Raw genomic sequence first — 24,265 nt, 5'->3', positions numbered from 1 at the left:
TCCGGATCCCTACAGCTTGATCTCGATGTCGACGCCAGCCGGCAGGTCGAGGCGCATGAGCGAGTCGACCGTCTTCGGAGTCGGGTCGATGATGTCGATCAGACGCTTGTGCGTGCGCATCTCGAAGTGCTCGCGCGAGTCCTTGTACTTGTGCGGCGAACGGATCACGCAGAAACGGTTGATCTCCGTGGGCAGCGGCACCGGGCCCGCGACCTGCGCCCCGGTACGCGTCACCGTCTCGACGATCTTCCGCGCCGAGGAGTCGACGACCTCGTGGTCATAGGCCTTGAGCCGGATGCGGATCTTCTGTCCCGCCATGGTGGCTTCTGTTTCCTTCTCTCGATGCCGCTACGTGCGAAAGCGGGTGGCCTCCGCATGCCCGCAGGACCGTTGATCCTGCGTTGTCCGACCCCCGCGGTCGGGCGTGTCGCGCCTCTTCGCAGAATGCGGTGCATTCAGCTTCCGGCCTCCGCCCCCGATGGAGCCGGGGCGGATGCGATCGCGGGGATCTGAGGGTGCCGAGCGGCAGACAAACACACCCGGACACCCGGCGAGGGTGGGTACCTGTACGAGCCAGCTACCCACCCCGCGCGGACGCAACCTGACTAGTATGCCGGATTCTCTCCAGCATTGCTAATCGGGGTCACCAATGGGGGTTGCCCACGACCCGCGTCATGGACAACCCTCAATCACTTGATGATCTTCGTGACCGTTCCGGCGCCGACGGTGCGGCCACCCTCACGGATCGCGAACTTCAGGCCCTGCTCCATGGCGATCGGCTGGATCAGCTTCACGGACATGGAGGTGGAGTCGCCCGGCATGACCATCTCGGTGCCCTCGGGCAGCGTGACGACGCCGGTGACGTCCGTGGTGCGGAAGTAGAACTGCGGCCGGTAGTTCTGGAAGAACGGGGTGTGCCGGCCACCCTCCTCCTTGGAGAGGATGTAGACCTGGCCCTCGAACTCCGTGTGCGGAGTCGTGGTGCCCGGCTTGACGACGACCATGCCGCGCTCGACGTCCTCGCGCTTGATACCACGCAGCAGCAGACCGACGTTCTCACCCGCGCGGGCCTCGTCGAGCAGCTTGCGGAACATCTCGATGCCGGTGCAGACGGTCTTGGTCGACTTCTCGCGGATACCGACGATCTCGACCTCCTCGTTCGGCTTGAGGATGCCGCGCTCGGCCCGGCCGGTGACGACGGTGCCACGACCGGTGATCGTGAACACGTCCTCGATCGGCATGAGGAACGGCTTCTCGGTCTCACGCTCGGGCTGCGGGATCGCGGTGTCGACCGCGTTCATCAGCTCCATGAGCTTGCCGGTCCACTCCGGGTCACCCTCGAGCGCCTTGAGCGCCGACACGCGCACGACCGGCAGGTCGTCGCCCGGGAACTCGTAGGTGCTCAGCAGCTCGCGGACCTCGAGCTCGACGAGCTCCAGGAGCTCCTCGTCCTCGACCATGTCGCTCTTGTTCAGGGCGACGACGATGTACGGAACGCCGACCTGGCGGGCCAGGAGGACGTGCTCCTTGGTCTGCGGCATCGGGCCGTCGGTGGCGGCCACGACCAGGATCGCGCCGTCCATCTGAGCCGCACCGGTGATCATGTTCTTGATGTAGTCCGCGTGGCCGGGGCAGTCCACGTGCGCGTAGTGGCGCGCCGCGGTCTGGTACTCGACGTGCGCGATCGAGATCGTGATGCCGCGGGCCTTCTCCTCCGGCGCCTTGTCGATCTCGTCGAACGGGGTGTACGGGTTCAGCTCCGGGAACTCGTCGTGCAGAACCTTGGTGATGGCCGCAGTCAGCGTCGTCTTACCGTGGTCGATGTGACCAATGGTGCCGATGTTGACGTGCGGCTTAGTCCGCTCGAACTTCGCCTTCGCCACTGGTGTCCTCCTGTGGACTGATCATTACTTTTCGCCCGGCACGCCGATAAGGCGCTCAGGACTCTGTCGACTGCTCGTGCACGTGCGGTCCGCGACGGACCGCACGTGCCTCAACGCGTCAGGCGCCGGTGGCCTTAGCGATGATCTCCTTCGCCACGTTCGCGGGAACCTCGGCGTAGGAGTCGAACTGCATGCTGTAGCTAGCCCGGCCCGCAGTCTTCGACCGCAGGTCGCCGACGTAGCCGAACATCTCCGAGAGCGGCACCAGAGCCTTGACGACGCGGGCGCCGTGACGCTCCTCCATCGACTGGATCATGCCACGACGGGAGTTGAGGTCGCCGATGACGTCACCCATGTTGTCCTCGGGGGTGGTGACCTCAACGGCCATCATCGGCTCCAGCAGCGCGGGATCGGCCTTGCGAGCCGCTTCCTTCATGGCCATGGAGCCGGCGATCTTGAACGCCATCTCGGACGAGTCGACCTCGTGGTACTGGCCGTCGACCAGGGTCAGCTTGACACCGACCAGCGGGTAGCCGGCGAGCACACCGTACTGCAGGGAGTCCTGGGCACCCGCGTCCACCGAGGGGATGAACTCACGGGGGATGCGACCACCGGTCACCGCGTTGACGAACTCGTAGGTCGGGCCGTCCGCCTGCAGCGGCAGCGGCTCGACGGAGACGATCACCTTCGCGTACTGACCCGAACCACCGGTCTGCTTCTTGTGAACGTAGTCGACCTTCTCCACCGCGCGGCGGATGGTCTCGCGGTACGCCACCTGCGGCTTGCCGATGTTCGCCTCGACGTTGAACTCGCGACGCATACGGTCGACGAGGATGTCGAGGTGCAGCTCGCCCATGCCGGCGATGATGGTCTGCCCGGTCTCCTCGTCGTTGAAGACGCGGAAGGTCGGGTCCTCCTCGGCCAGGCGCTGGATCGCGGTGCCCAGCTTCTCCTGGTCCGACTTGGTCTTGGGCTCGATGGCGACCTGGATGACCGGCTCCGGGAAGGTCATCGACTCCAGGATGACCGGGTTCGCCGGGTCGCAGAGCGTGTCACCGGTGGTGGTCTGCTTCAGACCCTGGACGGCGATGATGTCGCCGGCCTGCGCGGTGGTGCGCTCCTCACGCTTGTTGGCGTGCATCTGGTAGATCTTGCCGATCCGCTCCTTGCGGTCCTTGGTGGAGTTGACCACCTGGGAACCGGACTCGAGCGTGCCGGAGTACACCCGGACGTAGGTGAGCTTGCCGAGGTGCTTGTCGGTCTGGATCTTGAAGGCCAGCGCCGAGAAGGGCTCGTCGTTCGACGGCTTGCGCAGCAGCGGCGTCTCGCCGTCGGTCGCGGTGCCCTCGATCGCCGGGATGTCCAGCGGCGACGGCAGGTACTCGACCACGGCGTCCAGCATCGGCTGCACACCCTTGTTCTTGAACGCCGAGCCGCACAGCACCGGGTTGGCCTTGCTGGCGATGGTGGCGCGCCGGATGGCGGCCTTGATCTCCTCCTCGGAGACCTCCTCGCCCTCGAGGTACTTCTCCATCACGGCGTCGTCGACGTCCGCGAGGGTCTCGAGCAGCTTCTCGCGCCACTCGTTCGCGGAGTCGACCAGGTCGGCCGGGATCTCCTCGATCGCGTAGTCCTCGCCCTTCTGGGTCTCACCACGCCAGGTGAGGGCGCGCATGCCGATCAGGTCGACGACACCGATGTGGTCGGCCTCGAGCCCGATCGGGATCTGCAGGACCAGCGGGGTGGCGTTCAGCCGGTCGATCATCATCTGCACGCAGCGGAAGAAGTCCGCGCCGGTCCGGTCGAGCTTGTTGACGAAGCACATCCGGGGGACGTTGTACTTGTCCGCCTGGCGCCAGACATTCTCGGTCTGGGGCTCCACGCCGGCCACACCGTCGTACACCGCGACCGCACCGTCGAGCACACGCAGCGACCGCTCGACCTCGACCGTGAAGTCGACGTGGCCGGGCGTGTCGATGATCTGGATCGTGTGACCCTTCCACTCGCACTTGGTGGCGGCGGAGGTGATGGTGATACCGCGTTCCTGCTCCTGCTCCATCCAGTCCATGACGGCAGCGCCCTCGTGGACCTCACCGATCTTGTACGTGATGCCGGTGTAGAACAGGATCCGCTCAGTCGTCGTGGTCTTACCAGCGTCGATGTGCGCCATGATGCCGATGTTGCGAACCTTGGCGAGCGCGTCTGCGGCGGCCACTTCCATCCCTACTTTTCTTCGTCGTCGTCTCGTGGACCGGTACGACTGCCGTGGCCCGGCGGATGCCGGGCCCGCAGCAGGGTCTTACCAGCGGTAGTGCGCGAAGGCCTTGTTGGACTCCGCCATCTTGTGGGTGTCCTCGCGACGCTTGACCGCGGCGCCGAGGCCGTTGCTGGCGTCGAGCAGCTCGTTCTGCAGCCGCTCGATCATGGTCTTCTCGCGACGGGCCTTGGAGTACTGCACCAGCCAGCGCAGACCGAGCGTGGTCTGACGCGGGGTCCGCACCTCGACCGGCACCTGGTAGGTCGCGCCACCGACGCGGCGGCTGCGGACCTCGAGGGTCGGCTTGACGTTGTCCATCGCGCGCTTGAGGATGACCACCGGGTCGGTGCCGCTCTTCTCGCGGCAGCCCTCGAGGGCGCCGTACACGATGCGCTCGGCGAGCTGACGCTTGCCGCCGATCAGGATCTTGTTCACCAGCTGGGTGACCAGCGGCGAGTTGTACACCGGGTCAGCGACCACCGGGTGACGCTGCGCGGGGCCCTTACGCGGCATGTCAGCTCTTCTCCTTCTTCGCGCCGTAACGGCTGCGGGCCTGCTTGCGGTTGCGGACACCCTGGGTGTCCAGCGAACCACGAACGATCTTGTAGCGGACGCCCGGAAGGTCCTTCACACGACCGCCACGCACGAGCACGATCGAGTGCTCCTGCAGGTTGTGACCGACGCCCGGGATGTACGCCGTGACCTCGATCTGGCTGCTCAGCTTCACACGAGCGACCTTGCGCAGCGCAGAGTTCGGCTTCTTGGGGGTGGTGGTGTACACGCGCGTGCACACGCCGCGCCGCTGAGGGCTTCCCTTCAGGGCCGGCGTCTTCGTCTTGCTCGTCTTCGCCTGGCGGCCCTTGCGGACCAGCTGCTGGATCGTGGGCACCGGGTTTCTCCGCTCCCTTCGGCCGCTTCCTGTTTACGGCCGCACCGTATGTTTCTGCCTCTGTGTGCGCGGCGATCCCTGGAGGGGGAGCGTCCCGCACCCGCGGTCGGGCGTGTCGTCCGGCTCACGGTCCCATCACGCGTGGTTCATCCACGCGTTCCGGGTCTTGTCTTTGTCGGGACATGGGTCCTCACCGGACCCTGCCCGTCGTGCCGCATTACCCGTCGTACGTTCCGATTCGGGTGCACGCACGAGTTGCCCGGGCGAGCCCGGGCACGAGGGGAAAGAGTACCCACCCCAAGCACCCAGGTCAAAATGAACTCAGGCTCCCATGATGGACAACTCCGTATACCAGTGTACCGGGTGCCCCGGCACGGCAACGCCGCGGTGCCGGATCCACGCTCGTGCCGCTCTCACGAGGCCTGTACCACAAATCCCAGGAACAACGCCAGCAACGATATCCCCGCGCCGCTGCCGCCGCACGCGATGCCGGCGGTGGCCAGCCCACTCCCGGTGAACCGGACCCGGTCCGGCCCGCCGGTGCGCCGGATCTGCCGCTTCGCGATCACCGCGGCCACCACCCCGCCTCCACCGGCCAGCACGCTGAGCAGTGTGAATGCGCCGGCCACCCAGGTACCCGCGCCACCGAAGCCGAAACAGATCACCAGGATCGAGACGAGGATCGAACCGACGCCGGCGATCAGCGCCCCGATCGCCAGTCCGGACGTGATCGGCACGACCCGGACCTGGACCAGCCCGAAATCGGTGCCGCTCACCGCGTCCAGCCGTTCCACCTCCCAGCCGCTGGCCGACGTGGTCACCGGCGTCCAGTACGGCGGCTGACCGGACGGCGCGGGGCCGGCCGGCGGGGGCGGCGGGTAGGCGGCGGGGCCCGGAGGCTGCGTCATGTTCAGAAGCATGTCACCCGGACGAGCCGTGGCGCAGCCCGGCCGGTCCCCCGCGGCGGCGTGCGGCAGCCCGCCCGGTTCAGTCGGTGCCCGGCGCGAAGTCCGGCCCGCCGGGTGCGGCAGCCAGATGCAGCAGACCGGCGATCGTGGCCACCACCAGCGCGGTCAGCGCCAGCACGAGCCCCGTCCAGGCCAGTCGGCGGCCGCGCCGGATCCACCGGCCGCCGGTCAGGTAGCCACCGGCGGCGTACGCCTCCCGGACGGTCTGCCGGGCCAGCAGCAGCGCGACCGTGGCCGGAATCACCCCGCCGATCAGCGGGCCGGTCAGCAGCCCGGCCAGGCCGAGCACGAAGACCGCGCGCGCCTTCGTCGACGGGGCCGGCTCCGGGTCCAGCGGGTGGCGGGCAGGCACGGCGTGAACACTCACCCGTCCATCTTAGGAACGCCGTCGGGGCGACCGCGCGATGCGCGGCCGCCCCGACGGGATCAGCTCCTCCGGTCAGGTCCGGTCAGGGACCTTTTCCGGTACGGCCTCAGCGGTACGACCCGAAGTCGAAGTCGTCCAGCGGGACCGCCTGGCCACTGGCCGGCCCGAAGCCGTAGTCGGTCTCCGGGTACCCGGTCATCGAGTACACCTTGGCCTTGGCCTCCTCGGTCGGCTCGACCCGGATGTTGCGGTACTTGGAGATACCGGTACCGGCCGGGATGAGCTTACCGATGATGACGTTCTCCTTGAGGCCGACCAGCGAGTCGCTGCGCGAGTTGATCGCCGCGTCGGTCAGCACCCGGGTGGTCTCCTGGAAGGAGGCCGCCGAGAGCCAGGAGTCGGTCGCCAGCGAGGCCTTGGTGATACCCATCAGCACCGGACGACCGGCGGCGGGCTCGCCACCCTCGCCCACGAGACGGCGGTTCTCCGACTCGAAGAGCGCCCGGTCGACCAGCACGCCCGGCAGGAACTCGGTCGCGCCGGAGTCGATGACCGTCACCCGCTTGAGCATCTGGCGAATGATGATCTCGATGTGCTTGTCGTGGATCAGCACACCCTGCGAGCGGTAGACCTCCTGGACCTCGCTGGTCAGGTGGACCTGGACCGCGCGCGGGCCCATGATGCGCAGCAGCTCGTGCGGGTCGATGGTGCCCTCGGTGAGCTTCTCGCCGACCTGCACGTGGTCGCCGTCGTGCGCCCGCAGCTTGACCCGCTTCGAGATCTTGTCGTACACGATCTCGTCGCTGCCGTCGTCCGGGATCACGATGATCTTCCGCGACCGCTCGCCGTCCTCGATCCGGATGCGGCCGGGGGTGTCGGCGATCGGCGCCTTGCCCTTCGGCACCCGGGCCTCGAAGATCTCCTGCACACGCGGCAGACCCTGGGTGATGTCCTCACCCGCGACACCACCGGTGTGGAAGGTACGCATCGTCAGCTGGGTACCCGGCTCACCGATGGACTGGGCGGCGATGATGCCGACCGCCTCACCGATGTCGACCGACTTGCCGGTCGGCAGCGAACGGCCGTAGCAGGCCGCGCAGACGCCCAGCTTCGACTCACAGGTCAGCACGCTGCGCACCCGGACGTTCTCCACGCCCGCCGCGACCAGCTTGTCGACCAGGATCGAGTTGAGGTCGGTGCCCCGGGCGACGACCAGGTTGCCGGCCTCGTCGTGGATGTCGTCCGCCAGCGTCCGGGCGTGCACGCCGGTCTCGGCGTGGGTGTGCACGACCAGGGTGCCGTCCGGCTCGCGCTCGCCGACCGCCATCGGGATGGCACGGTCGGTGCCGCAGTCCTCCTCGCGGATGATGACGTCCTGCGAGACGTCCACCAGACGCCGGGTCAGGTAACCCGAGTCGGCGGTACGCAGCGCGGTGTCGGCCAGACCCTTACGGGCGCCGTGGGTGGAGATGAAGTACTCCAGCACGGTCAGGCCCTCGCGGTACGACGAGGTGATCGGCCGCGGGATGATCTCACCCTTCGGGTTGGCCACCAGGCCACGGATCGCGGCGATCTGCCGGAGCTGGAGCAGGTTACCGCGGGCGCCGGAGTTGATCATCACCCAGAGCGGGTTCTCCTGCGGCAGCGCGGTCTCCATCTCCTTGGAGATCTCGTTGGTCGCCTTGGTCCAGATCTCGATGAGCTCGCCGCGACGCTCCTCGGCGGTCATCAGACCACGCTGGTACTGCTTGTCGATGCGGTCGGCCTCGACCTGGTAGCGCTGCAGGATCTCCGGCTTGCGCGGGGGGCCGATGACGTCGCCCATGCCGATCGTCACACCGGACCAGGTGGCCCAGTGGAAGCCGGCCTCCTTGAGCGCGTCCAGGGTCGCGGCCAGGGCGACCTTGGGGAAGCGCTCGGCGAGGTCGTTGACGATCGCCGACAGCTGACCCTTGCGGATCTCGTAGTTCACGAAGCGGTAGCCCGGGGGCAGCGTCTCGTTGAAGATCACCCGGCCGAGCGTGGTCTCGACGAGCAGCGGCTCGCCCTCGACCCACTCCTCCGGAGCGACCCACGGCGCCTGCTTGCCGCCGTTGTCCACGCCGACCACGTCGCGCAGCCGGATCTTCACCGGTGCCTGCAGGTGCAGCTCGCCGTTGTCGTACGCCATCCGCGCCTCGGCGTCCGAGCTGAACACCCGGCCCTCACCCTTCGCCCCAGGGCTCAGGTGGGTCAGGTGGTACAGACCGATGACCATGTCCTGGGTCGGCATGGTGACCGGCTTGCCGTCGGCCGGCTTGAGGATGTTGTTCGACGACAGCATCAGGATCCGGGCCTCGGCCTGCGCCTCGGCCGACAGCGGCACGTGCACCGCCATCTGGTCACCGTCGAAGTCCGCGTTGAACGCGGTGCAGACGAGCGGGTGGATCTGGATCGCCTTGCCCTCGACCAGCTGCGGCTCGAAGGCCTGGATGCCCAGCCGGTGCAGGGTCGGAGCACGGTTCAGCAGCACCGGGTGCTCGCTGATGACCTCCTCCAGCACGTCCCACACGACCGGCCGCTGCCGCTCGACCATCCGCTTGGCGGACTTGATGTTCTGCGCGTGGTTCAGGTCGACCAGGCGCTTCATCACGAACGGCTTGAACAGCTCCAGCGCCATCTGCTTGGGCAGACCGCACTGGTGCAGCTTCAGCCGCGGGCCGACGACGATGACCGAACGGCCGGAGTAGTCGACGCGCTTGCCGAGCAGGTTCTGCCGGAACCGGCCCTGCTTGCCCTTGAGCATGTCGGACAGCGACTTCAGCGGGCGGTTACCCGGGCCGGTGACCGGCCGGCCGCGGCGGCCGTTGTCGAACAGCGCGTCGACGGCCTCCTGCAGCATCCGCTTCTCGTTGTTGACGATGATCTCCGGCGCGCCCAGGTCGATCAGGCGCTTGAGCCGGTTGTTCCGGTTGATGACCCGGCGGTACAGGTCGTTCAGGTCGCTGGTCGCGAACCGGCCACCGTCGAGCTGCACCATCGGCCGCAGGTCCGGCGGGATCACCGGGACGCAGTCGAGCACCATGCCGAGCGGCGAGTTGCGGGTGTTCAGGAACGCCGCGACGACCTTGAGCCGCTTGAGCGCCCGGATCTTCCGCTGGCCCTTGCCGGTACGGATGATCTCCCGGAGGTTCTCCGCCTCGGCGTCCAGGTCCATGTTCTCGAGCAGCGCCTTGATCGCCTCGGCGCCCATGCCACCGGTGAAGTACTCACCGAAGCGGTCGCGCAGCTCGCGGTAGAGCAGCTCGTCGGTGACCAGCTGCTTGGCGTCGAGCTTGCGGAAGGTGTCGAGCACCTCGTCGAGACGGTCGATCTCGCGCTGCGCCTTGTCCCGGATCTGGCGCATCTCGCGCTCGCCGGCTTCCTTGACCTTGCGGCGCACGTCCGCCTTGGCGCCCTCGGCCTCCAGCTCGGCAAGGTCCTGCTCGAGCTTGGCGGCGCGCTTCTCGATCTCCGAGTCGCGGCCGTTCTCCGACTGCCGCTTCTCGGCGAAGATCTCGTTCTCGATGGTGGACATGTCGCGGTGACGCGCCTCGGCGTCCACGCTGGTGACCACGTACGAGGCGAAGTAGATGATCTTCTCGAGGTCCTTCGGCGCCAGGTCGAGCAGGTAGCCCAGCCGGCTCGGCACACCCTTGAAGTACCAGATGTGCGTCACGGAGGCGGCCAGCTCGATGTGGCCCATGCGCTCACGCCGGACCTTGGAGCGAGTCACCTCGACGCCGCAGCGCTCACAGATGATGCCCTTGAACCGGACGCGCTTGTACTTACCGCAGTAGCACTCCCAGTCCCGCTGCGGACCGAAGATCTTCTCGCAGAAGAGTCCGTCCTTCTCCGGCTTGAGGGTGCGGTAGTTGATCGTCTCGGGCTTCTTGACCTCGCCGTGCGACCACTGCCGGATGTCGTCAGCGGTCGCCAGGCCGATACGCAACTCGTCGAAGAAGTTGACGTCGAGCACTTGGACTATCCCTCGTGTTTCGTTGCTCGGGTGAATTCAAGGCCGGCGGGCGGCGGCCCCGGCTGTGCTGTCCCAGCGGCTTCGCCGAAATACCGACAAAACCGCTGATGACCCCGGGGCCGCTCTCCGTCAGATCTCTTCGACGCTGCTGACACCCTCGTTCGGGCGCCGGGACAGGTCGATGCCGAGTTCCTCCGCGGCCCGGAAGACCTCGTCGTCCGTCTCGCGCATCTCCAGAGCCACACCGTCGCTGGAGAGCACCTCGACGTTCAGGCACAGCGACTGCAGCTCTTTGAGCAGCACCTTGAAGGACTCCGGGATTCCCGGCTCCGGGATGTTCTCGCCCTTGACGATGGCCTCGTACACCTTCACGCGGCCAAGCACGTCGTCGGACTTGATGGTCAGCAGCTCCTGCAGCGCGTAGGCGGCGCCGTAGGCCTGCATCGCCCAGCACTCCATCTCGCCGAACCGCTGGCCACCGAACTGGGCCTTACCACCGAGCGGCTGCTGCGTGATCATCGAGTACGGGCCGGTCGACCGGGCGTGGATCTTGTCGTCGACCAGGTGGTTCAGCTTCAGGATGTAGACGTAGCCGACCGAGATCGGGTCCGGCAGCGGCTCACCGGAGCGGCCGTCGAACAGCTGCGCCTTGCCGTCGCCGTTGACCAGCCGCTTGCCGTCCCGGTTCACCAGGGTCGACTCAAGCAGGCCCTTGATCTCCTCCTCCTGGGCGCCGTCGAAGACCGGGGTCGCGACGTTGCTGTCGGCGGGGGACTCGTGCGCGTCGATCGAGCGGAGCTGGCGCTTCCACTCCTCGTCGTCGCCCTCGACGGACCAACCCGTCTTGGCGATCCACCCGAGGTGGGTCTCCAGGACCTGGCCGATGTTCATACGCGAGGGCACACCGAGCGGGTTGAGCACGATGTCGACCGGGGTGCCGTCCTCCAGGAACGGCATGTCCTCGACCGGCAGGATCTTGGAGATGACGCCCTTGTTGCCGTGCCGGCCGGCGAGCTTGTCACCGTCCTGGATCTTCCGCTTCTGCGCGACGTACACCCGGACCAGCTCGTTCACGCCGGGGGGCAGCTCGTCGCCGTCCTCGCGGGAGAACGTACGGACACCGATGACGGTGCCGGTCTCGCCATGCGGAACCTTCAGCGAGGTGTCCCGGACCTCCCGGGCCTTCTCACCGAAGATCGCGCGCAGCAGGCGCTCCTCCGGGGTCAGCTCGGTCTCGCCCTTGGGCGTGACCTTGCCGACCAGGATGTCGCCGGGCACGACCTCGGCGCCGATCCGGATGATGCCCCGCTCGTCCAGGTCCGCCAGCATCTCCTCGCTGACGTTCGGGATGTCGCGGGTGATCTCCTCCGGGCCGAGCTTGGTGTCGCGGGCGTCGACCTCGTGCTCCTCGATGTGGATCGAGGTGAGCACGTCCTGCTGCACGAGGCGCTGCGACAGGATGATCGCGTCCTCGTAGTTGTGGCCCTCCCAGCACATGAACGCGACCAGGAGGTTGCGGCCCAGGGCCATCTCCCCCTCGTCGGTGCACGGGCCGTCGGCGATGACCTGGCCGGCCTCGACCCGGTCACCCTCGAAGACGATCGGCTTCTGGTTGACGCAGGAGCCGGCGTTCGAGCGGCGGAACTTGTGCAGCAGGTAGGTACGCCGGTGGCCGTCGTCCTGGTGCACCGTGACGTAGTCGGCGCACAGGTCCTCGACCACACCGCCGACCTCGGCCACGACCACGTCGCCGGCGTCCACCGCGGCGCGGTACTCCATGCCGGTGCCGACCAGCGGCGACTCGGCCTTGACCAGCGGCACCGCCTGGCGCTGCATGTTCGCGCCCATGAGGGCACGGTTCGCGTCGTCGTGCTCGAGGAACGGGATCATCGCGGTGGCGACCGAGGTCATCTGCCGCGGCGAGACGTCCATGTAGTCGACCTCGGCGCCGGGCACGTAGTCGACCTCACCGCCCTTCCGGCGGACCAGGACGCGGTCCTCGGCGAAGGAGCCGTCGCTCTTCAGCGGGGCGTTCGCCTGCGCCTTGATGAACCGGTCCTCCTCGTCCGCGGTCAGGTAGTGAACCTCGTCGGTGACGACGCCGTTCTCCACCTTGCGGTACGGGGTCTCGATGAACCCGAACGGGTTGACCCGCGCGAACGTCGAGAGCGCGCCGATCAGACCGATGTTCGGGCCCTCGGGCGTCTCGATCGGGCACATCCGGCCGTAGTGCGACGGGTGCACGTCACGGACCTCGAAGCCGGCCCGCTCACGGCTCAGACCACCCGGGCCGAGCGCGCTCAGCCGGCGCCGGTGGGTCAGACCCGCCAGCGGGTTGGTCTGGTCCATGAACTGCGACAGCTGCGACGTACCGAAGAACTCCTTGATCGCCGCCACCACCGGGCGGATGTTGATCAGGGTCTGCGGCGTGATCGCCTCGACGTCCTGGGTCGTCATCCGCTCGCGCACGACGCGCTCCATCCGGGACAGGCCCACCCGGACCTGGTTCTGGATGAGCTCGCCGACGGTCCGCAGACGCCGGTTGCCGAAGTGGTCGATGTCGTCGGCCTCGTAGCCCTCCTCACCGGCGTGCAGCCGGCAGAGGTACTCGACGGTCTTGACGATGTCTTCCTCGGTCAGCGTGCCGCGGACGATCGGCACGTCGATGTCGAGCTTCTTGTTGAACTTGTAGCGCCCGACCTTGGCGACGTCGTACCGCTTCGGGTTGAAGAAGAGGTTGTCGAGCAGGGTCTGCGCGTTCTCCCGGGTGGGGGGCTCGCCCGGACGCAGCTTGCGGTAGATGTCGAGCAGGGCCTCGTCCTGCCCGGCGATGTGGTCCTTCTCCAGCGTCGTCATGAGCAGCTCGGACCAGCCGAAGCGCTCGCGGATCTGGTCGGCGGACCAGCCGATCGCCTTCAGCAGGACGGTGACAGCCTGGCGACGCTTACGGTCGATACGGACACCGACGGTGTCGCGCTTGTCGATGTCGAACTCCAGCCAGGCACCCCGGCTCGGGATGACCTTGACGCTGGTGAGGTCGCGGTCGGAGGTCTTGTCCGGCTCCTTGGTGAAGTACACGCCCGGCGAACGGACGAGCTGGCTCACCACGACGCGCTCGGTGCCGTTGATGACGAACGTCCCCTTGGGGGTCATCATCGGGAAGTCACCCATGAACACGGTCTGGCTCTTGATCTCGCCAGTCGTGTTGTTGGTGAACTCCGCGGTCACGAACAGCGGCGCGCAGTAGGTCAGGTCCTTCTCCTTGCACTCCTCGATCGAGGCCTTGACCTCGTCGAACCGGGGAGATGAGAAGGACAGCGACATAGTGCCGGAGAAGTCCTCAATGGGACTGATCTCTTCGAGGATCTCTGCGAGGCCCGAGTGGGCGTGCGGGTCGTCCGTCGTCCGGGCCTGCCAGGCCTCGTTGCCGACCAGCCAGTCGAAGGACTCCGTCTGGAGGGCGAGGAGGTTGGGGACCTCTAGCTGCTCGGTGATCCGGCCGAAAGAGACACGGCGGGGTGCGTAAGCGCTCGACGTACGGCTGGTCTTCGCAGGGCGGGAAGCTGCCAAGATGCGTCCTTCCGAGGACCGGTGCTGCTATGCGGCTGAGTTGCTGGTGCAACTGGTCTGCGTGCACTCCAAAAGACACCCAACGAAATCCACGTAGATGGATATCCCGGCAGGCGTCAAGACAGAAGGCAGCGCAAACTAGCAGTGTAGCCGCTTGGCTAACCGCTGTCCAGCCCACACCTGAGGTGGCCCGCGGAACGTGTCCCCGACGCCGCTGACCTGCGAATTCCCGGTCAGTGCCGTGGTCGGGGCCGCTCAGAGACGCGGCAACTCTTCCTCCGGTGCTGGTCCGTGGTCATCGGGTCTGCCGAATACCCATGGGCCGGCTGTTGCAAGCGCGGAAACTTGCTGCCATCAGCGTGCCTGTCAGCGGACACTCAGTCAAGGGCTGTGCCGCGGGTCGGACCCACCCGGTCGTCCGGCCGCCGCACCCAAGGGACCTTAACGCATGAATGGCCGGCTTTGGCAGCCTCTGTCGGATCCGCCGGAGCCGATCCGGAGGTGTCGCGCCGAGCACCGCGTACACCTGCCGGAACACCGATGGCGGAGACCCGGAACGGGTCTCCGCCATCGACGGGAAACGCTGTGGAGCGTCAGATCACTTGAGGGTGACCTTGGCGCCCTCGGCCTCGAGCTTGGCCTTGGCGGCCTCGGCCTTCTCCTTGTTGACGCCCTCGAGGATCGCCTTCGGCGCGCCCTCGACGGTGTCCTTGGCCTCCTTCAGGCCCAGGCCGGTCAGCTCACGCACGACCTTGATGACCTGGATCTTCTTGCCGCCGTCGCTCTCCAGAACGACGTCGAACGAGTCCTTCTCCGCCTCGGCCTCGGGCGCGGCGCCACCGGCGGCCGGGCCGGCCGCGATCGCGACCGGAGCCGCGGCGGTGACCTCGAAGGTGGTCTCGAACTGCTTCACGAACTCGGAGAGCTCGATCAGCGTCATCTCCTTGAACGCGTCGAGCAGCTCTTCGGTGCTGAGCTTCGCCATGTCAGGCAACCTTTCCTAGCAACTGATGTAAAACGTGCGTGGATTCCGCGTGGCGCGCTCAGGCGGCCTCGGCGGAACCTTCCTTCTCGCGCTTCTCCTGCAGGGCCGCCCCGAGGCGAGCGACCTGCGACAGCGGGGCCTGGAACAGCCCGGCCGCCTTGGTGAGGTTGCCCTTCATGGCGCCGGCCAGCTTGGCCAGCAGCACCTCACGGGACTCGAGGTCGGCAAGCTTGTTGACCTCGTCCGCCGTGAGCGCCTTGCCCTCGAAGACACCGCCCTTGATGACGAGAGCGGGGTTGGCCTTGGCGAAGGCACGAAGGCCCTTGGCCGCCTCGACCACGTCACCGCTCACGAAGGCGAGCGCGGTAGGACCGGTGAACAGCGTGTCGAGACCCTCGATACCCGCGTCGCCCGCGGCACGCTTCGCGAGCGTGTTCTTGGCGACGGAGTACTTGGCCTGCTGGCCGAGCGCCCGCCGCAGCTCGGTGAGCTGCTTGACGGTGAGGCCGCGGTATTCGGTCAACACGGTGGCCGTCGAGTCACGGAAGCTCTCCGTCAGCTCGGCGACGGCCGAGGCCTTGTCAGCCCGGACCGGCTTGTCCGCCATGTCCCTCCTCTCTCAGTGCTCGTTGCCACTGGTCGAGAGGGTCCGAACAAGCAAAACGCCCCGGCGCAGGGCACGGGGCGGACTCAGGCACGCGCGGACGCACGCCTCACATCACGAACCGTTCTCCCTGCGCAGGTCGCCCGCTCGTTGCGGGACCTTCGGCCGCGGCGTGCGTCTGACGACGCCCACAGCGGCGACCAGCGGTCTATGGGTGGAACTTCGAGAATCGAGACTACGCGGCCCCACCGCGAAAGCCAAATCGCGGTCGCCCACCCCGCTCATCCCTCGCCTGCTGCCGACCCCGCCGGCCGCCACCCCGGGCCCGCTGTGACGCCCGAGGCCGCTCCGGCTCCCGGCGGTCCGCTTTCCGGTACGACCGGCGAGTCCCGCCCGTAGGCTTCTCCGCCACGCCCCGTGGCTGTCCCGCGCGGCGTGCCGGCGACCCCGGACCCGGCCGCGCGCCGGGACCGCCGGGACCCCCGGCCCCGGACCCCCGGACCCCCCGGACCGCCGGAACCCAGGAGCGCCGGGACCCTGGACCGCCCGGACCGCCGGGATCCCCCGGAGCGCCGGGACCGTGGCCTTGGGGACGGCCGGGAACGTGGGACCGCGGAGGCTCGGTGGCGCCGTCCGGCCCGGCCGGAGAGCGCCGGCCCTCCCGGCCCGGCGAAGCATCGGTGGCACCGGCCCGCCCGGCCGGAGAGCGCCGTCCGGCCCGGCCCGAGCCGGCAGGCGAGGGCGGCCGCGAGCCGGGGTCAGGAACGGGAACGGCGCAGCCGCGCGTAGCCGGCCAGAGCGACCGCGCACCACGCGAGACTCCAGGCGGTCAGCCGCCACAGATCGCCGACCGGCGGGGTGCTCCCGTCGCTCAGCGCCCGGGCGACGGCCATCACCGGCGGCGCCAGCCACGGGACGATCGAGCCGGTCAGCCCGAGCACGATCACCAACAGCGAGCCGGTGACCAGGACCGTGACTCCGGGCAGCACCCGCCGGGTGACCGCCCGGCCGGCCAGCGCGCCGAGCGCCACCGCGGCGAGCAGCGACAACAGGTGCGCCAGCACCCCGAGCAGGACACCGGCCGGCAACGACGACTCCGCCGAACCGGGCAACGGGCCCCGGATGCCGTGCAACAGCCACGGGGCCAGCATCGCGCCGGCGCAGACCACCCCACCCGCGACCAGGGCCGCGAGCAGGCCCGCCGCCCCCTCGCGCACCGGGCCGACCGCGAGCCGGGCGAGCCGGCGCTGCCCGTCCGGCTCGGTGTCCAGCAGCACCTTGGCCAGCCAGGCCAGCACCGGGAACAGGGCCGCCGCCGAGTAGCCGTAGGCGGCCGCGGCCGGCGCGGCTTCCCCGCCGTAGAGCACGGCGAGCACGACCAGCACGGTGATCAGCGGGGCCAGCACCCGGCCGCCGCGCCAGAACCCGGCGAGACGCATCCGCACCAGCGCGGTCACCGGCTCTCCCCCTCAGTCGCGCCCGGAGCGCCGGTGGGCTCCTGGCGTACGTCCGGGGTCGGCGCCTGCCGGACCCGCAGGACACGGTGACCGCTGTCGCGGAGCCGGACCACCGCCTCACCGGCCTCCGCGCGTGGCACCGCGATCTCGACCACCACCTCGTCCGGGCCGGGCCGCGCCGGCTCGCCCGGCTGGTCCGCGGCACCCGCCTGGCCCGCGGCGCCCGGCTCGGCCGCGGCGCCCGGCTCGGCCGCGGCACCCGCCTGGCCCGCGGCGCCCGGCTCGGCCGCGGCGCCCGGCTCGGCCGCGGCGCCCGGCTGCCGCGGGACGGATGGTGCCGGGGCGCCCGGCTGCCGCGGGACGGCCGGCCGGGTGGGCCGGATCTTCAGGGCGCCGGAGGTGACCGACCAGTGGACGGCGGCCGGGAGTCCGGTGATCTCGCCGCGGTGGTCGCTGACCAGGACGGCGCCGCCCGCCGCGGTCACCTCGGCGACGATCTGCGGGACCAGGGTGCGGGCGTGGGCGTCCAGCCCCTCCCACGGCTCGTCGAGAACCAGCAGCCCGGGCGGCGCCAGCAGGGCCTGCGCCAGGCCGACCTTCTGCGCGGTGCCCTTGGAGAGCGCCCCGAGGGGGGTGCCGGCGTGCGCGCCCAAGCCCAGGCGGTCGATCCAGTGGTCCACGGCGGACGCCGGGGCGCGGCGCAGCGCGGCCATGGCGCGCAGGTACCCGGCCGCGGTGAACGGCTGGTCGGCCGGGAAACGCTCGGGCACCCAGCCGACCACCGGTGGCCGGTTCCGGACCGCGCCGCGGACCGGGCGCAGCACGCCCGCGGCCAGTTGCAGCAGCGTGGACTTGCCGGCCCCGTTGGGGCCGAGCACCACCACGGTGTCCCCGGGATCGACCGTCGCCACCGCTTCGCGCAGTGCCCACGGGGCGTGCCGGGCGTACCGGAACCAGACGCCGTCGAAGAGCATGGCCGCTAGCTTGGCACGAGAAAGCCCCCGGGGAGATCCCCCGGGGGCTTCATCGGTTCCTGCCGGCTGTCAGGCGCTGGCGGCCTCGCCGCGCAGGTTCTTCTGCGCGCTCGGGTCGACCGGGATGCCCGGGCCGGTGGTGGTGCTGACGGTGACCTTCTTCAGGTACTTGCCCTTGGCGGCGGACGGCTTGGCCCGCAGCACCTCGTCGAGCACGGCGGCGTAGTTGTCCACCAGCTGCTCCGGCGAGAAGGACGCCTTGCCGATGATCAGGTGCAGGTTCGAGTGCTTGTCCACCCGGAAGGTGATCTTGCCGCCCTTGATCTCGTTGACGGCCTTGGTCACGTCCATGGTGACGGTGCCGGTCTTCGGGTTCGGCATCAGGCCACGCGGGCCGAGGATCCGGGCGATCCGGCCGATCTTCGCCATCTGGTCCGGCGTCGCGATCGCGGCGTCGAACTCCAGCCAGCCACCCTGGATCCGGGCGACGAGCTCGTCAGTGCCGACCTCGTCGGCGCCGGCCGCGAGGGCCTCCTCGGCCTTCGCGCCCTGGGCGAAGACGATGACGCGGGCGGTCTTACCGGTGCCGTGCGGCAGGTTGACCGTGCCGCGGACCATCTGGTCGGCCTTACGCGGGTCGACACCGAGGCGCATCGCGACCTCGACGGTGGCGTCGAACTTGGCCGAGCTGGTCTCCTTGGCGAGAGCGACCGCTTCCCGCGGCTCGTAGAGCTTGCTGCCGTCGATCTTCTCGACCGCCGCGCGGTACACCTTGCTGCGCTGTGCCATTTCTCAGTGCTCCTGTGGTTGATGGCGGAGCCGCGCGGTGGCGGCCCCTCCCACTGACATCGCCGGTGTTCCGGCGATCAGATCTTGGTGACCTGGTTGAAGTTCAGCTCGACCGGCGTCTCCCGGCCGAAGATCGACACCAGGACCTTCAGCTTCTGCTGGTCGGCGTTGATCTCGCTGATCGACGCCGGCAGCGAGGCGAACGCGCCGTCGGTCACCGTGACCGAGTCGCCCACCTCGAAGTCCAGGACCTTGACCTCGGGCTTCGCCTTCTTCTCCTCCGCCTGGACGGCCGGGGCCAGCCACTTCAGCACCTCGTCGAGGGAGAGCGGGGCCGGCCGGTCGACCCGGTCGGTGGCGCCGACGAACCCGGTCACGCCCGGCGTGTTGCGCACGCAGGAGTACGACTCGGGGGTCAGGTCCATCCGGACCAGGATGTAGCCGGGGAAGACCTTGGCCTGCACCTGGTTGCGCTTGCCGTTCTTGACCTCGACCTCTTCGCGGGTCGGCACCTCGACCTGGAAGATGAAGTCCTCCATGTCGAGGCTGGTGATCCGGGTCTCGAGGTTGGTCTTGACCTTGTTCTCGTAACCGGCGTAGGAGTGCACCACGTACCAGTCACCAGGCGCATACCGCAGCTTCTGCCGCAGCTCCTTGACGGGGTCGTAGTCCTCGTCGACCTCGGGCGCCTGGACCGCCACCGGCGTCTCGTCGGCCGTCTCGACCGACTCGTCGGTGTCCGGCGACGACTGCTCGTCAGCAAACTGCGCGGTCTCGTCGTCGTACTCAGGCACGCTCGCTCACTTCCAGATAAGTCACTCGGTACAGGTTCGCCAGGGCTACGACTTGCCGCCGAGCGCCCAGAGGATGCCCTTACCGAACCCGTAGTCCAGCACCGCCACGATCGCCGTCATCACCGTGACGAACGCGATCACGACCGCGGTGTAGGTCAGCAGCTCCTTGCGCGTCGGCCAGATGACCTTGCGGAGCTCGCTGATGACCTCGCGGAAGAAGCCGCCGATCCGGCCGAAGACCCCGGCGCGCTTGCGCTCCTTCTTGGCCTTAGCGTCGTCGTCCTGCGCACGCTCGGCGACCGCGGTCCCACCACCACGGGTCACCGGCGCGTCGGCGTCCTCATTGGCATCGTCACCGGCGGCGGCGTCGGCGAGCAGCTCGTCGTCGCCCGGGACGTCGTCACCGGGCCGGTCCTTATCGGCCACTTCGCCCTACTTCCGTCGTCGGTGGTGTTGATGTTCCCGTCAGCACTCGACCGGACGCGGGAGTTGTGCGAACCGCGCACCGGGCGGGCACGTCAGGGAGGATTGCGCAGGGGTGACAGGACTTGAACCTGCAGCCTGCGGTTTTGGAGACCGCTGCTCTGCCAATTGAGCTACACCCCTTTGCGGGACCGCCGTCTTGCGACGCACAGCCCCACGGCGCACCAGTGTACGGGTACGCCCCTGGTTATCCCAACCCGGGCTACCGCTTCCTGACAAGCGCCTGTGCCAGAGACAGTACCTTGTCTCCGTTGCACGTGGCAGTCAGGGCCAGTCTGGTGTCGCCGTCCTCGGTGACTTCCTTCACCTTGGCCGTGACGACGACCTCGGTTCCCTCGTCGGTGTCCGGCACCGGGACCGGCCGAGCGAAGCGCACGCTGAACTCGCGCACCGCGTCCGCCGCGCCGGCCCAGGCGGTCACCGCACGACCCACCAGGGCCATGGTGAACATGCCGTGCGCGATGACACCGGGCAGGCCGACCCCGGTGGCGATCCGGTCGCTCCAGTGGATCGGGTTGAAGTCGCCGGAGGCGCCGGCGTAGCGGACCAGGTCGGCCCGGGTGATCCGGAAGGTCTGCGGCTCGAGCACGTCGTCCATCAGGCAGTCTCCTCGCCGCGCTGCACCAGTTTCGACCACGCCGTGACGACCGGCTCGCCGGCCTCGGTACGCACGTCGGTGCGCACCGTGATGAACCAGTGGCCACCCCGGGTGGTGATCTCCTCCACCGTGTTCACGCACACCACCGCGTCGCCGGCCACCATCGGCCGGGTGTAGGCGAATTTCTGGTCACCGTGCACGACGCGGCTGTAGTCCAGGCCCAGAGCGGGGTCGTTGACCACCTGGCGGCTGGCGCTCATGGTGATCGCCACCGGGAAGGTCGGCGGGGCGACCACGTCCGGGTAGCCGATCGCGCGGGCCGCCTCGGGGTCGTGGTACTCGGCGTCGGTGGCGCCGATCGCGCGGGCGAACTCGCGGATCTTCTCCCGGCCGACGAGATAGGTCTCGGTGGGCGGCCAGGTGCGGCCGGCAAACGTCTGATCCAGGGGCATACCCCACAAACTACTCTGCGCCGCCCGGAGTGACTCCGGGCGGCGCAGAGAGAGACTTTTCAGCGTTGCGAACGCGCTTTCGCGAAGGTCAGCGCGTCTCGCGGTGCAGGGTGTGCTTCCCGTCGCGCGGGCAGAACTTCTTCAGCTCGATGCGGTCCGGGTCGTTGCGCCGGTTCTTCTTGGTGATGTAGTTCCGGTCCTTGCACTCCGTGCACGCCAGGGTGATCTTCGGACGGACGTCGGTCGCCTTGGCCACGGCGGGGTGCCTTCCTGCTAACGGGATCTAACTTGACGACGAACCAGCGTAGACGCTTGGTGGGTCGCTCTGCAAAGTGGGCCTCGGACTTGAGCCCCACGGGAAAGTAGCGGTGGCCGGACTTGAACCGGCGACACAGCGATTATGAGCCGCTTGCTCTGCCATCTGAGCTACACCGCCGAGCCAGGCTCACGTCCAGCGCCGGGCGGCGGGAACGAACCCGGTAGAGCCCCCTTACGGAATCGAACCGTAGACCTTCTCCTTACCATGGAGACGCTCTGCCGACTGAGCTAAGGGGGCTTGCCGCTTGCGATCTCTCGCTCGCTGCAGGAGTAAGACTACACGGCCGGGTCCCGCGGGTGAAATCGGCACCCCCCACGTTGCGAATTCGCAGGTCAGATGACTGCGCGGAGCCGGCGCACCTCGCCCGTCGGGGTGGACTCCGGCTCGGTCTGCGCGCTCAGCCAGGCCTCCAGCCGCTCGAACGGCAACGGCCGGCTGAAGAGGTACCCCTGACCGATCTCGCAGCCCATCTCCTCCAGAAGCTCAAGGGTCAGTTCGCTCTCCACCCCCTCGGCGACCACGGTGAGGCCGAACTCGCGGGCCAGCCCCACCACCGCCCGCACGATCGCCAGATCGCCCGAGTCGGTCGCCATGCCCTGCACGAACGAGTCGTCGATCTTGACCTCGTGCACCGGCCACTGGCGCAGGTAGCCCAGCGAGGAGGCGCCGGTGCCGAAGTCGTCGACGCTCAGCCGGACGCCGAGGTCGCGGAGACGGTACAGACTCGGCAGCACCCGCTCGATGTCGTGCAGCATGCCCGGCTCGGAGATCTCGAAGGTGACCTGCCCCGGCTCCACCCCGTGCTCCTCCAGCAGGTCCCGGACCAGGTCCGGGAAGCGGGCGTCGAGCAGGGTACGGGCCGAGAGGTTGACCGCGATGGACAGCGGGCGGTCGGCGTCCGCCCAGGCCCGGCAGTGCCGCAGGCCGGCGGTCAGCACCACCTCGGTGAGCCGGGCGAGCTGGCCGGTGTGCTCGGCCACCGCCACGAAGTCCTCCGGAGCGACCTCGCCGTGCGCCGGGTGCACCCAGCGGGCCAGGCACTCGACGCCGAGCACGTGCCGGTCGGCGAGCGTCACCTTGGGCTGGAAGTAGACCTCCAGCTGGTCGTTGTCGATGGCGCGGCGCAGATCGGCGGCGATGCCGAGCCGGCGCACCGCGCGCGACTCCAGGGCCGGGTGGAACGGCTGCACGCCGTACGGGAGCACCTTGGCCGCGTTGGCGGCCAGCTCGGCCCGTTGCAGCAGGGTCTCCGGGTCGCTGCCGTGGTCGGGGTAGACCGAGACGCCGACCGCGGTGTCCACGTCCAGGGTCAGCGAGCCCACGGTCATCGGGCCGCGGAGCCGCTCGCGCATCTGCGTGGCCAGGTCGACGGTGGCCTCGATGCTGGCGGCCCGGAGGGTGACCACGAACTCGTCGCCGCCGATCCGGCCGACCAGGGCGCCCGAGTCGGCGATGCCCCGGATCCGCTCGGCGACCTCGACCAGCAGCTTGTCGCCGGCGGCGTGCCCCATCGACTCGTTGACGTTGCGCTGGCCGTCGACGTCGAACAGCAGGATCGCGACGACCTCGTCCTCGGCGCGGACCTTGACCGACTCGGCCAGCGCGTCGACCATCCGGCGCCGGTTGGGCAGGGCGGTCAGGCGGTCGTGGTACGCGTCGTAGCGCAGCCGATCGACCAGCCGGGAGTTCTCCACGGCGCCGGCGACATGCGCGGCGATGGTCTCCAGCACCTGCACGTCGGCGTCGCGGAAGGTGGTGTAGGCGCCGACCCGGTTGACGACCTCCAGGGTGCCGATCGTGATCTGCCCGGAGCGCAACGGGACCGCGACGACATCGCGGAGCCCGGCCGCGCGCAGCGACCCGCGCAGCTTCGCGGTCTCCTCGAACTGCGAGCCCACCGCCACCGCGCGCCCGGTCTCGAGCACCTGGTCGCGGACCTCGGTCGGGGTCGGCGAGATGTCGAACAGGCCGCCGCTGTCGTCGACCCGGGAGGTGAGCAGCACCTCGGGATGCCGGCCCTGGGCGGCCAGCCAGAGGGTGGCGTACTCCGACTGGGTCAGCGCGCGCACCCGGCCCAGCAGCACGTCGGGCAGCCCGCCGGTGCCGGCCTCGTCGCGCAGGGCCACGGTCAGCTCGTAGACCTCGGCGAGCGTGCGGTGCTGGCGGAAGATGCCGGCGAACGACCGGAAGACCAGCACCAGGGCCAGCACCAGGCCGGCCAGCAGCAGCACGGACCACTTGGTGGCGTCCAGCAGCACCAGGAAGACCAGGCCGATGACCGTGTTGATCGCGCAGTTGAGGACGGCGGGCGCGCCCGCGCCCAGCGCCTGCCGGCCGGCGTGGCGTCCCTGCACCACGGCGATCACCCCGGCCACCGCCAGGTGCGAGGCGATCCCGCTGGCCAGGGCCGCGACGAAGATCTTGCCCCAGGTCCACGGCCCGGCGTCGTGGCTGGCCGGGAACAGCGAGAGCACCAGCAGGGCGATGGCTACCGAGGCCGCCTTGACGGCGACGTTGAAGCTGAGCTTGGCCGGCTCCAGCCGGTTCCAGAGGTGCGTCACCAGCGCGGCGCCGGTCATCGCCAGCAGAGTGGTCGCCGACGGAAGGAAATAAAGGCCCAGGACCAGCGGAATCTCTGTCACCATGACGGCATAGGCCTGGCGGCCGATGATGACCTGGGTGACCGACACCGACGCGGCGACGGCTCCCGCCATCACCAGCAGCCCGCCCAGCCACTCGTGGTACCAGCCGTGCTCCCGGGAGATGAAGACGACCAGGCAGACCGCGCCGAAAAGCGCGAGCGGAATGGTGACCAGCCAGGAATAGGCCGAGGAGCGCCGTGATGCTGGCCGAGGCCCGCTCATGGCGCTCCTTAGGGT

At 68.9% G+C, this 24,265-nt stretch carries 20 protein-coding genes and 3 tRNA genes; all 23 read right to left on the bottom strand.

Annotation, left to right across the window (positions count from 1 at the left end; translation table 11 throughout):
• Positions 1–9: 9 nt before the first annotated feature.
• On the bottom strand, positions 10–318 hold the full coding sequence (gene rpsJ, locus ACTEI_RS02970; protein WP_007073037.1) for a 30S ribosomal protein S10: 309 nt from the start codon (positions 316–318) through the stop codon (positions 10–12).
• A gap of 371 nt (positions 319–689) precedes the next feature.
• Positions 690–1,883 carry an elongation factor Tu gene (tuf, locus tag ACTEI_RS02965; protein WP_122976224.1) on the bottom strand — a complete coding sequence of 398 codons (1,194 nt, stop codon included), beginning with the start codon at positions 1,881–1,883 and terminating at the stop codon, positions 690–692.
• A gap of 118 nt (positions 1,884–2,001) precedes the next feature.
• Entirely contained in the window at positions 2,002–4,098 is a 2,097-nt protein-coding gene (gene fusA, locus ACTEI_RS02960; protein ID WP_122981887.1) for an elongation factor G, read from the bottom strand.
• An 84-nt stretch (positions 4,099–4,182) separates the two neighbouring features.
• Complete coding sequence (gene rpsG, locus ACTEI_RS02955) at positions 4,183–4,653, bottom strand: 30S ribosomal protein S7 (RefSeq protein WP_122976223.1); 471 nt, start codon at positions 4,651–4,653, stop codon at positions 4,183–4,185.
• A gap of 1 nt (position 4,654) precedes the next feature.
• Positions 4,655–5,029 (bottom strand): 30S ribosomal protein S12, encoded by a 375-nt coding sequence (gene rpsL, locus ACTEI_RS02950; protein ID WP_014440718.1) that lies wholly within the window; start codon positions 5,027–5,029, stop codon positions 4,655–4,657.
• A 413-nt stretch (positions 5,030–5,442) separates the two neighbouring features.
• Positions 5,443–5,937: a hypothetical protein gene (locus ACTEI_RS02945; RefSeq protein WP_239082277.1), complete on the bottom strand. Its 495-nt coding sequence runs from the start codon at positions 5,935–5,937 to the stop codon at positions 5,443–5,445.
• Positions 5,938–6,016: 79 nt separating this feature from the next.
• Positions 6,017–6,364, bottom strand: coding sequence for a hypothetical protein (locus tag ACTEI_RS02940; protein ID WP_122976222.1), 348 nt, complete (start codon positions 6,362–6,364; stop codon positions 6,017–6,019).
• 106 nt (positions 6,365–6,470) lie between these two features.
• Positions 6,471–10,361: a DNA-directed RNA polymerase subunit beta' gene (locus tag ACTEI_RS02935; protein WP_122976221.1), complete on the bottom strand. Its 3,891-nt coding sequence runs from the start codon at positions 10,359–10,361 to the stop codon at positions 6,471–6,473.
• A gap of 129 nt (positions 10,362–10,490) precedes the next feature.
• Positions 10,491–13,931 (bottom strand): DNA-directed RNA polymerase subunit beta, encoded by a 3,441-nt coding sequence (rpoB, locus tag ACTEI_RS02930; protein ID WP_122976220.1) that lies wholly within the window; start codon positions 13,929–13,931, stop codon positions 10,491–10,493.
• A 598-nt stretch (positions 13,932–14,529) separates the two neighbouring features.
• On the bottom strand, positions 14,530–14,916 hold the full coding sequence (rplL, locus tag ACTEI_RS02925; RefSeq protein ID WP_122976219.1) for a 50S ribosomal protein L7/L12: 387 nt from the start codon (positions 14,914–14,916) through the stop codon (positions 14,530–14,532).
• A gap of 58 nt (positions 14,917–14,974) precedes the next feature.
• Positions 14,975–15,523 (bottom strand): 50S ribosomal protein L10, encoded by a 549-nt coding sequence (gene rplJ / locus ACTEI_RS02920; protein WP_122976218.1) that lies wholly within the window; start codon positions 15,521–15,523, stop codon positions 14,975–14,977.
• A gap of 755 nt (positions 15,524–16,278) precedes the next feature.
• Positions 16,279–16,977 carry a hypothetical protein gene (locus ACTEI_RS02910; protein WP_122976217.1) on the bottom strand — a complete coding sequence of 233 codons (699 nt, stop codon included), beginning with the start codon at positions 16,975–16,977 and terminating at the stop codon, positions 16,279–16,281.
• Positions 16,974–17,951, bottom strand: a complete 978-nt coding sequence (locus tag ACTEI_RS38865) for an ATP-binding cassette domain-containing protein (protein WP_122976216.1) — start codon at positions 17,949–17,951, stop codon at positions 16,974–16,976. The genes ACTEI_RS02910 and ACTEI_RS38865 overlap by 4 nt, the downstream gene beginning before the upstream one ends.
• Before the next feature lie 69 nt (positions 17,952–18,020).
• Positions 18,021–18,740, bottom strand: coding sequence for a 50S ribosomal protein L1 (gene rplA / locus ACTEI_RS02900; RefSeq protein WP_122976215.1), 720 nt, complete (start codon positions 18,738–18,740; stop codon positions 18,021–18,023).
• Between the two features lie 77 nt (positions 18,741–18,817).
• On the bottom strand, positions 18,818–19,534 hold the full coding sequence (gene nusG / locus ACTEI_RS02895) for a transcription termination/antitermination protein NusG (RefSeq protein ID WP_122976214.1): 717 nt from the start codon (positions 19,532–19,534) through the stop codon (positions 18,818–18,820).
• Between the two features lie 45 nt (positions 19,535–19,579).
• The gene (gene secE / locus ACTEI_RS02890) at positions 19,580–19,960 is read right to left on the bottom strand and encodes a preprotein translocase subunit SecE (RefSeq protein ID WP_122976213.1); all 381 of its coding nucleotides are present in this window, start codon (positions 19,958–19,960) and stop codon (positions 19,580–19,582) included.
• 107 nt (positions 19,961–20,067) lie between these two features.
• A tRNA-Trp gene (locus tag ACTEI_RS02885) sits at positions 20,068–20,140 on the bottom strand.
• Between the two features lie 79 nt (positions 20,141–20,219).
• On the bottom strand, positions 20,220–20,615 hold the full coding sequence (locus tag ACTEI_RS02880; protein WP_122976212.1) for a MaoC family dehydratase: 396 nt from the start codon (positions 20,613–20,615) through the stop codon (positions 20,220–20,222).
• Complete coding sequence (locus tag ACTEI_RS02875) at positions 20,615–21,067, bottom strand: MaoC family dehydratase N-terminal domain-containing protein (RefSeq protein ID WP_122976211.1); 453 nt, start codon at positions 21,065–21,067, stop codon at positions 20,615–20,617. The genes ACTEI_RS02880 and ACTEI_RS02875 overlap by 1 nt, the downstream gene beginning before the upstream one ends.
• Before the next feature lie 88 nt (positions 21,068–21,155).
• Positions 21,156–21,323, bottom strand: a complete 168-nt coding sequence (gene rpmG, locus ACTEI_RS02870) for a 50S ribosomal protein L33 (RefSeq protein WP_014440704.1) — start codon at positions 21,321–21,323, stop codon at positions 21,156–21,158.
• 107 nt (positions 21,324–21,430) lie between these two features.
• Positions 21,431–21,503, bottom strand: a tRNA-Met gene (locus tag ACTEI_RS02865).
• A 47-nt stretch (positions 21,504–21,550) separates the two neighbouring features.
• Positions 21,551–21,623, bottom strand: a tRNA-Thr gene (locus ACTEI_RS02860).
• A gap of 95 nt (positions 21,624–21,718) precedes the next feature.
• Positions 21,719–24,250, bottom strand: a complete 2,532-nt coding sequence (locus ACTEI_RS02855; protein ID WP_122976210.1) for a putative bifunctional diguanylate cyclase/phosphodiesterase — start codon at positions 24,248–24,250, stop codon at positions 21,719–21,721.
• Between the last annotated feature and the right edge of the window lie 15 nt (positions 24,251–24,265).

Source organism: Actinoplanes teichomyceticus ATCC 31121 (assembly GCF_003711105.1).
GTDB classification, from domain to species: Bacteria; Actinomycetota; Actinomycetes; order Mycobacteriales; family Micromonosporaceae; genus Actinoplanes; species Actinoplanes teichomyceticus.
Note: the sequence above shows the minus strand (reverse complement) of the source record. Positions and strands in the feature narration are given on the sequence as shown.

Coding starts and splice junctions, on each gene's coding strand:
- ACTEI_RS02855 (WP_122976210.1), bottom strand. CDS start 24,250: ATGAGCGGGCCTCGGCCAGCATCACGGCGCTCCTCGGCCTATTCCTGG.
- rplL (WP_122976219.1), bottom strand. CDS start 14,916: ATGGCGAAGCTCAGCACCGAAGAGCTGCTCGACGCGTTCAAGGAGATG.
- rplJ (WP_122976218.1), bottom strand. CDS start 15,523: ATGGCGGACAAGCCGGTCCGGGCTGACAAGGCCTCGGCCGTCGCCGAG.
- ACTEI_RS02945 (WP_239082277.1), bottom strand. CDS start 5,937: ATGACGCAGCCTCCGGGCCCCGCCGCCTACCCGCCGCCCCCGCCGGCC.
- ACTEI_RS02875 (WP_122976211.1), bottom strand. CDS start 21,067: ATGCCCCTGGATCAGACGTTTGCCGGCCGCACCTGGCCGCCCACCGAG.
- rplA (WP_122976215.1), bottom strand. CDS start 18,740: ATGGCACAGCGCAGCAAGGTGTACCGCGCGGCGGTCGAGAAGATCGAC.
- rpsG (WP_122976223.1), bottom strand. CDS start 4,653: ATGCCGCGTAAGGGCCCCGCGCAGCGTCACCCGGTGGTCGCTGACCCG.
- ACTEI_RS02880 (WP_122976212.1), bottom strand. CDS start 20,615: ATGGACGACGTGCTCGAGCCGCAGACCTTCCGGATCACCCGGGCCGAC.
- rpsJ (WP_007073037.1), bottom strand. CDS start 318: ATGGCGGGACAGAAGATCCGCATCCGGCTCAAGGCCTATGACCACGAG.
- ACTEI_RS38865 (WP_122976216.1), bottom strand. CDS start 17,951: ATGCTCTTCGACGGCGTCTGGTTCCGGTACGCCCGGCACGCCCCGTGG.